Genomic DNA, 7,577 nt, shown 5'->3' with positions numbered 1-7,577 from the left:
CCCCCCCCCCCCCCCCCCCCCCCCCCCCCCCCCCCCCCCCCCCCCCCCCCCCCCCCCCCCCCCGACTCTACAAAGGCAACAGCGGCGGCGGGTACTGGCGGCCGGCGCGCAGCGGGCGGAAATAATCCGCATTCCCGTAGAAGGCGGCATCCTGCACCTCATGCCAGCCGGGAATACCGGCCAACGGCAGCGGCCGCAGCTGCAGCGGATCGCCCAGCACCCTGCCCTCGTCGATGGCTCGGGTGACCGTCTCGATGCATCCCGCTTCACCATCGCCCTGGACCACCACGCACTTGCCGACCAGCAGGCGCCCGGGCAGCAGCGCCTGCTCCATCAGCGCATGGCCGAACACGGCCACCACGGAAACATCGCCGTCGCGCCAGTGCGATGGAGCGAACAGTGCGCGCCAGTCATGCGCGTCCCACGCAGCCAGCACGGCAGCATCGCGCACCTGCACGACCACGCCGGTTTCATCGAACTGGGTCAACGCGGCCTGCGCGCGGTTGCGCTGGCCGGGCGCCATCGCCGCGATGTGCAGGCACTGCCGTGCATTGAGCACGCGCTTGAGCGGCAGCAGGCTGGCCCAGACCAGAGCGTTGAACAGGTCGTGCCAGTTGTCCGCGCGGGTCGCGAGGCGGCCTTGGGCGATGCGGGTTTCGTAGTGCAGGCCATCGGCCAGCAGCGCTGGATCCTGCTCGACCAGTTGCAGCCCAGGCAGGGCCAGCCGGGCATCGAGCGCAGCGACGGTCGGCCAACCAGGCCCTGCCAGCAGATCGGCAAAGCCACGCACGCCATCGAACAGCGGATGCTCGAACACCCTCGCATCGACCGCCGCACGCAGCGGCGGGATGAAGCGACGAGGGCCGCCTGCGTCGCCGCCGGCGGCCGTCGCTGCGGTCACAGCACCTTGAGGTCGAACGCCGGACGCGTGGCGCTGGCCAGCGCGTCACCGTACAGATCGTGCTCGTCGCTCTCGGTGATCTCCACGTCGACGAACTCGCCCACGCGCAGCGGCACCTGGTCGGCGTTCTGGATGTGCACCAGGCCGTCGATCTCCGGCGCATCGGCCTTGGAACGGGCCACGGCGATATCGCCTTCGATGGCATCGACCAGGCACTGCTGCACGGTGCCGATCTTGGCTTCCAGGCGCGCGGCGGAGATCTGCGCCTGCTTCTCCATGAAGCGCGCCAGGCGCTCCTGCTTCACTTCTTCCGGCACGGCGTCGGGCAGGTCGTTGGCGGTGGCACCCTCGACCGGCGAATAGGCGAACGCGCCCACGCGGTCCAGCTGCGCTTCGTCCAGGAACGACAGCAGTTCTTCGAACTCGGCCTCGGTCTCGCCCGGGAAGCCGACGATGAAGGTCGAACGCAAGGTGATGTCCGGGGCGATGCGGCGCCAGTTCTGCACGCGCTCGAGGGTCTTCTCGACCGCGCCCGGGCGCTTCATCAGGCGCAGGATGCGCGGGCTGGCGTGCTGGAACGGGATGTCCAGGTACGGCAGGATGCGGTTCTCAGCCATCAGCGGCACCACTTCGTCCACGTGCGGGTACGGGTAGACGTAGTGCATGCGCACCCAGGCATCGAGCTCGGACAGGCCTTCGCACAGCGCCTTCAGGCGGGTCTGGTAGGCCTTGTCGCGCCACATCTTCTCGGCGTACTTCACGTCCACGCCGTAGGCCGAGGTGTCCTGTGACACCACCAGCAGCTCGCGCACGCCGCCGCGCACTAGGCGCTCGGCTTCGCGCAGCACCTCATCCACCGGGCGCGAGACCAGCTTGCCGCGCATCGACGGGATGATGCAGAAGCTGCACTTGTGGTTGCAGCCCTCGGAAATCTTCAGGTAGGCGTAGTGGCGCGGGGTCAGCTTGATGCCGTAGTCGGGCACCAGGTCCACGAAGGGATCGTGCTTGGGCGGCAGCGCTTTGTGCACTGCTTCCATCACGCTCTGGTAGTCCTGCGGGCCGGACACCGCCAGCACGTTCGGGTACGCCTCGCGGATCTGCTCCGGGCGCTTGCCCAGGCAGCCGGTGACGATGACCTTGCCGTTCTGGTTCATCGCCTCGCCGATGGCGTCCAGCGATTCGGTCACCGCCGAATCGATGAAGCCGCAGGTGTTGACCACCACCACGTCGGCCGAATCGTAGGACGGGACGATGTCATACCCTTCCGAACGGAGCTGGGTCAGGATGCGCTCGGAATCGACAAGGGCTTTCGGGCAGCCAAGGCTGACGAAGCCGACTTTGGGGTTCAGCTGGGACATGGAAATCGCGGGACTCTGGGGGCCTGGGCCCCTGCCAGCATGGCAGGGGGTCCTGGGGGCCGGGGCCTGAAAGGGCGCCAGTATAGCGGGGTTGGTGGCCGGGCTCTGAACGGCCAGCCGCCTGATCGCGCACAGCCGCTGACACGCCGCTAACCCGGACAGCGTCGACAATGCAGGCCTGTCCCCTGCAACGAGGTACCCGACGATGTCCGAATGGATCACCCTGGATACGCATCATGGCCCGGTCCGCGCCTGGCAGGTCCTGCCCGAGGGCAAGCCGCGCGCGGCGCTGGTGGTCATACAGGAAATCTTCGGGGTCAACGCCCACATGCGCGGGGTGGCCGAGCGCTTCGCCGCCGAAGGCTACGCGGTGCTGGCACCGTCGTTCTTCGACCTGGTCGATGGCCCGGAATCCGACCCCGATGCCCTGCCCTACAGCCCCGAGGGCGTGAAGGACGGCCTGGAGCGGGTCAACACCCTGGGCATGGAGAAGGCGCTGGAAGTGGTGCGCGCCGCGGCGACGCGCCTGGCGCCCTACGGCAAGGTCGGCACCGTCGGCTACTGCTGGGGCGGAAGCGTGGCCCTGCTGGCGGCGATGCGCCTAGGCCTCCCCTCGGCCAGCTACTACGGCGGCCGCAACGTCAATTTCCTCGACGAAACGCCCAAGGCCCCGGTGATCTTCCACTTCGGCGCCCAGGACAAGAGCATCCCGCCGGAAGCCGTGCAGGCCCACCGCGAAAAGCTGCCGCAGATGGCCACCTACGTCTATCCGGCCGACCACGCCTTCAACCGGGAGGTCGGACATGCGTATGATCCAGACAGCGCCGCCCTGGCGCTGCAACGCACCCTGGACTTCTTCACGGAGCATCTTGGATGAGCGATTTCGAACTGGATTCACGCCTGGCCACCGACAGCGTCCTGATAGCAGAAGGCCCGTTGTCGCAAGTGCGGTTGATGAACGACGAACGATTCCCCTGGCTGGTGCTGGTGCCGCGCCTGGCCGGGATCACCGAATGGATCGAGCTGGACGGCGAGCAGCAGGACAAGCTGCGCACCGAACTCAACCGCGCCTGCAAGGCCCTGCACGGCACGGACGGGGTAGAGAAGATCAACATCGGCGCGCTGGGCAACATCGTGCGCCAGCTGCATTTCCACGTGATCGGCCGCCACGACGGCGATCCGGCGTGGCCGGGCCCCGTCTGGGGCAGTGGTCCGGCGCACCGCTACGAGCCGGCCGCACTGGACCAGCATGTCGCCTACTGGAAGGAACGGCTAGGATATCCGGCCCACCCCTGAGCCTTTGACGACCCGATGCGCTTCAATCTCGTCGCCGCCATCCTGCTGATCCTGATCGGCTTGTTCATGCTCGCCAGCAACCTGGGCTGGACGCACCTGAACCTGTCCAAGCTGTTCCTGACCTGGTGGCCGGTCGGCCTGGTCGGTGTCGGCATCGCGATGCTGTTCGGGCGCGGCAAGTAAGGCAGCGCCGGGCCATGCCCGGCGAATGCACAACGCGACCCATACGAAAACGCCGGGCATGGCCCGGCGCTACCCATCTGTTGCTCAGGTGCGCGGCAGGGTCACGCCGGTCTGGCCCTGGTACTTGCCGCCGCGGTCCTTGTACGAGGTCTCGCAGACGTCATCGGCCGCCGCCTGGAAGAACAGCATCTGGGCCACGCCTTCGTTGGCGTAGATGCGCGCCGGCAGCGGCGTGGTGTTGCTGAACTCCAGGGTCACGTGGCCTTCCCACTCCGGTTCCAGCGGGGTCACGTTGACGATGATGCCGCAGCGGGCATAGGTGCTCTTGCCCAGGCACACCACCAGGGTGTCGCGCGGGATGCGGAAGTACTCCACCGTACGCGCCAGCGCAAAACTGTTCGGCGGGATGATGCACTCATCACCGACGATGTCCACGAAGCTGCCCGGGTCGAAGTGCTTGGGGTCGACGATCGTGGAGTTGATGTTGGTGAACACCTTGAACTCGCGCGAGCAGCGCACGTCGTAACCATAGCTGGAGGTGCCGTAGCTGACGATGCGCTCGCCGTTGGCGTGCTTCACCTGCCCGGCCTCGAACGGCTCGATCATGCCGTGCTGCTCGGACATACGGCGGATCCAACGGTCACTCTTGATGCTCATGCTTTGTCCTGGGTACGAGGGGGCGCGTGGATTCTAGCAGGGGGCCGGGCACGCACGCCGCAGCCCCGCAAGCCTGGCCTTACAGCAGCGAGGACAGGATCTGGATCGAGGCACGCGGGCGCTTGCCCACCTCCTCAACCAGGCGCTCGGCGGCGCGGCGGTAGGCCTGGGCCACGGTCGACTCGGGCTGGGCGACGGTGATCGGGCTGCCGGCATCCCCCTGTTCGCGGATGTCGATCTGCAGCGGCAGCGACCCCAGCAGCGGCACGCCGTACTGCGCGGCCATGCGCTCGCCACCGCCCTCGCCGAACAGATGCTCGACATGGCCGCAGTTGCTGCAGGTGTGCACGGCCATGTTCTCGACGATGCCCAGCACCGGCACCTCCACCTTCTCGAACATCTTCAGCGCCTTCTTTGCATCCAGCGTGGCGATGTCCTGCGGCGTGGTGACGATGACCGCACCGGCCAGCGGAATCTTCTGTACCAGGGTCAGCTGGATGTCACCGGTACCCGGCGGCAGGTCGATCAGCAGATAGTCCAGGTCGTCCCACAGCGTGTCTTCGAACAGCTGGGTCAGGGCGGCGGTCGCCCGCGGTGCGCGCATGATCAGCGGCGTCTCGTCTTCCACCAGGTAGCCGATGGACATGGTGTCCACGCCGAACGCGCGCATCGGCTCGATGCTCTTGTTGTCCGGGCTTTCCGGGCGCCCGGACAGGCCGAGCATCGCGGGCACGCTGGGGCCGTAGATATCGGCGTCGAGCACGCCCACGCGGGCACCGAGCTGCTGCAGCGCCACGGCCAGGTTCACCGAGGTGGTGGACTTGCCCACGCCTCCCTTGCCCGATCCCACCGCGATCACGTTGCGGATGCGCGCATGGGGCGAAAGGCCCTTCTGCACCTGGCTGGCATGGGGACGACGGGCGGGGCTGTTCACTGCGGACTCCGGAAGCGGTTCATGGGGCGGGCAACCTCCCATCATACAAGTTGGACCCGCCGGGCCAGGCGATCAGCGCGCTCCGGTTGGCACTGACGCGCCTACCGAACATCTGCTACCGTCCGAATCCGTTCACCAATCAGTCAGCTTTCGACCTCGATCAACGCGCAGCCCAAGGACAAGAAATGCACGTGATTCCCCGCTTCCGCCTTGGTACCGCCCTGGCCCTGGCCCTGGCCGGCACCTCTGCCCACGCCGCCCCCGTCCCTATTGAAGACCTGGCGCGCCTGCCCGCGCTGCAGTCGGTTTCGATGAGCCCTGACGGCAAGCACCTGGTCGCACTGATCCCGTCCCCGGCCAACCCGGAAGAAACCGCGCTGGCCAGCTGGGACACCGACAGCCTGTCCGGCGGCCCGAAGGTGGTCACGCCATCCGGCGACCGCATGAAGTTCATCGCCGCCGCGGCGCTGAAATCCGACCGCATCCTCGCTGTCGGCCGCCAGGAATGGACCGGCCAGCTGGGCGGCTGTGGCGAAGGCAGTGTTTCCGGCGCGACCAAGACCTTCGTGGTCAAGACCTACCTGACCGACACGACCCAGAAGGACTTCGGCGAAGCCTTCGCCGACAACACCCGCAAGCTGGGCGTCAGCGAGCAGACCCAGCGCTGCCTTGAACTGGGTGGCACCGCGTCGCTGGTCAACATGCTGCCGCTGGATCCGGACCGGGTGATCATCCGCCAGCTGAGCGAAATCTCGCTGACCGCCAACTACTATCTGTACAACCTCAAGACCAAGGAAACCGAGCTGCTGTTCCGCGGCGGCACGCGCGCCCAGCCCGCGCTGTTCGACGCGCGCACCGGCAAGGTGCTGGCCAAGGCGCAGATCGAACCGGTCAGCGGCGACTACGAGCAGCAGGTGCTGATCCTGGACCCGTCGTCCGGCCAGTTCGTGCTGCAGAAGCCCCTGCTGTCCAAGCTGTCCAACCGGCACACGGTGGAGCTGGCCGGCGTGGATGACGCCACCGGCAAGTACTACATCCTGACCGACCTGTTCTCGGACAAGGTCCAGGTCCATCTCTACGACGCAAAGCTGCAGAAGTTCGACCCCGAGCCCGTCCTCGCCAACCCGAACTTCTCCATCGCCAGCCTGGTGTTCAGCACCCAGCCGAAGACCTTCAACCAGGTCGTGGGCTTCACCATCGATGGCCCCAGCGCGCAGACGGTGTACGTGGACCCGACCCTGAAGTCGATCCAGGACACACTGAAGCAGGCCGCTGGCGGCCGCCAGGTGGAAATCGCCCGCTACAACGATGATTTCTCGCGCATCCTGTTCCGCGCCGTCGGCCCTGATGCGCCCACCAGCTACTTCCTGCTGCTGGACCGCAAGAATGTGGTCAGCCTGGGCAGCGAGCGCCCATGGATCGCCAAGGGCGCCACCGGTGAAGAGCGCTGGGTCACCTACAAGGCCCGCGACGGGCGCGAGATTCCCGCCATCCTGGACCTGCCGCAGGGCTGGAAGGACGGCGACCCGGCACCGCCGGCCATCGTCAACCCGCATGGCGGCCCCTGGGCGCGCGACTACGTGCAGTGGGACGCCTCGGGCTGGATCGCACTGCTGACCTCGCGCGGCTACGCGGTGCTTCGCCCGCAGTACCGCGGTTCGTCGGGCCTGGGTCGCGCGCTGTGGATCGCCGGCGACCGCGAATGGGGCCAGAAGATGTCCGACGACAACGACGATGGTGCCGCCTGGCTGGTGTCGCAGGGCTTCGCTGCCAAGGACCGCATCGCGATCTTCGGCTACTCCTACGGTGGTTTCGCCGCTGCTGCGGCGACGGTGCGACCGAACTCGCCGTACCAGTGCGCCATCGCAGGTGCGCCGGTGACCGACCTGGCCCGTCTAGGCACGTCGTGGAGCGACAACCGCCTGCAGCGCATCCTGCAGGGGCAGACCGTCAAGGGCATGGATCCGATGCGCAACACCGCGTCGGCCAACATCCCGGTCATGCTCTTCGTCGGTGACCGCGACGTGCGCACGCCCTCGTTCCACGCACAGGGCTTCTACGACGCGGTCAAAGGCAAGGTGCCGGCGAAGTTCCACCTGATCGCCGACCAGCAGCACAGCATGCCGTGGTACCCGCGCCAGCAGCGCGAGACGCTGGGCCTGATCGAATCGTTCCTGAAGAACGACTGCGGCCCCGGCGGCCTCTGATTTCACCGCTAACACAAAGATGTGAAGAAAAACCCTCTCGC

8 protein-coding genes are annotated in these 7,577 nt (G+C 67.2%); 4 read left to right on the top strand and 4 right to left on the bottom strand.

The features are described 5' to 3' along the window. Positions 1 to 67 precede the first annotated feature (67 nt). Both NQ204_RS14915 and rimO read right to left on the bottom strand, forming a co-directional pair. Complete coding sequence (locus NQ204_RS14915) at positions 68 to 901, bottom strand: DUF3025 domain-containing protein (protein ID WP_256644287.1); 834 nt, start codon at positions 899 to 901, stop codon at positions 68 to 70. Continuing rightward, complete coding sequence (gene rimO, locus NQ204_RS14910) at positions 898 to 2,259, bottom strand: 30S ribosomal protein S12 methylthiotransferase RimO (RefSeq protein ID WP_256644286.1); 1,362 nt, start codon at positions 2,257 to 2,259, stop codon at positions 898 to 900. Before rimO ends, NQ204_RS14915 begins: the two co-directional genes overlap by 4 nt. A 205-nt stretch (positions 2,260 to 2,464) precedes the next feature. On the opposite strand from rimO, the gene NQ204_RS14905 reads away from it, so the two are divergent. The 3 genes from NQ204_RS14905 to NQ204_RS14895 are packed head-to-tail and all read left to right on the top strand — an operon-like array spanning position 2,465 to position 3,738. After that, entirely contained in the window at positions 2,465 to 3,136 is a 672-nt protein-coding gene (locus NQ204_RS14905) for a dienelactone hydrolase family protein (RefSeq protein ID WP_079222645.1), read from the top strand. Further along, a complete protein-coding gene (locus tag NQ204_RS14900; protein ID WP_256644285.1) occupies positions 3,133 to 3,555 on the top strand; it encodes an HIT domain-containing protein in 423 nt (140 codons plus the stop codon). Before NQ204_RS14905 ends, NQ204_RS14900 begins: the two co-directional genes overlap by 4 nt. Before the next feature lie 15 nt (positions 3,556 to 3,570). Beyond that, positions 3,571 to 3,738 carry a LiaI-LiaF-like domain-containing protein gene (locus NQ204_RS14895; RefSeq protein WP_165835665.1) on the top strand — a complete coding sequence of 56 codons (168 nt, stop codon included), beginning with the start codon at positions 3,571 to 3,573 and terminating at the stop codon, positions 3,736 to 3,738. A gap of 84 nt (positions 3,739 to 3,822) precedes the next feature. Here NQ204_RS14895 and dcd read toward each other — a convergent pair whose 3' ends face one another. Both dcd and apbC read right to left on the bottom strand, forming a co-directional pair. Continuing rightward, positions 3,823 to 4,395, bottom strand: a complete 573-nt coding sequence (dcd, locus tag NQ204_RS14890) for a dCTP deaminase (RefSeq protein ID WP_079222647.1) — start codon at positions 4,393 to 4,395, stop codon at positions 3,823 to 3,825. A 79-nt stretch (positions 4,396 to 4,474) separates the two neighbouring features. Next, positions 4,475 to 5,371, bottom strand: coding sequence for an iron-sulfur cluster carrier protein ApbC (gene apbC / locus NQ204_RS14885; RefSeq protein WP_305888434.1), 897 nt, complete (start codon positions 5,369 to 5,371; stop codon positions 4,475 to 4,477). Positions 5,372 to 5,514: 143 nt separating this feature from the next. Between apbC and NQ204_RS14880 the strand changes: the two genes are divergently transcribed. Continuing rightward, positions 5,515 to 7,536, top strand: coding sequence for an alpha/beta hydrolase family protein (locus tag NQ204_RS14880; protein WP_256644283.1), 2,022 nt, complete (start codon positions 5,515 to 5,517; stop codon positions 7,534 to 7,536). Positions 7,537 to 7,577: the final 41 nt, after the last annotated feature.

It is taken from the genome of Stenotrophomonas testudinis (genome assembly GCF_024499815.1).
Classification (GTDB): domain Bacteria; phylum Pseudomonadota; class Gammaproteobacteria; order Xanthomonadales; family Xanthomonadaceae; genus Stenotrophomonas.
This window is presented reverse-complemented; position numbering and strand designations above follow the sequence as displayed.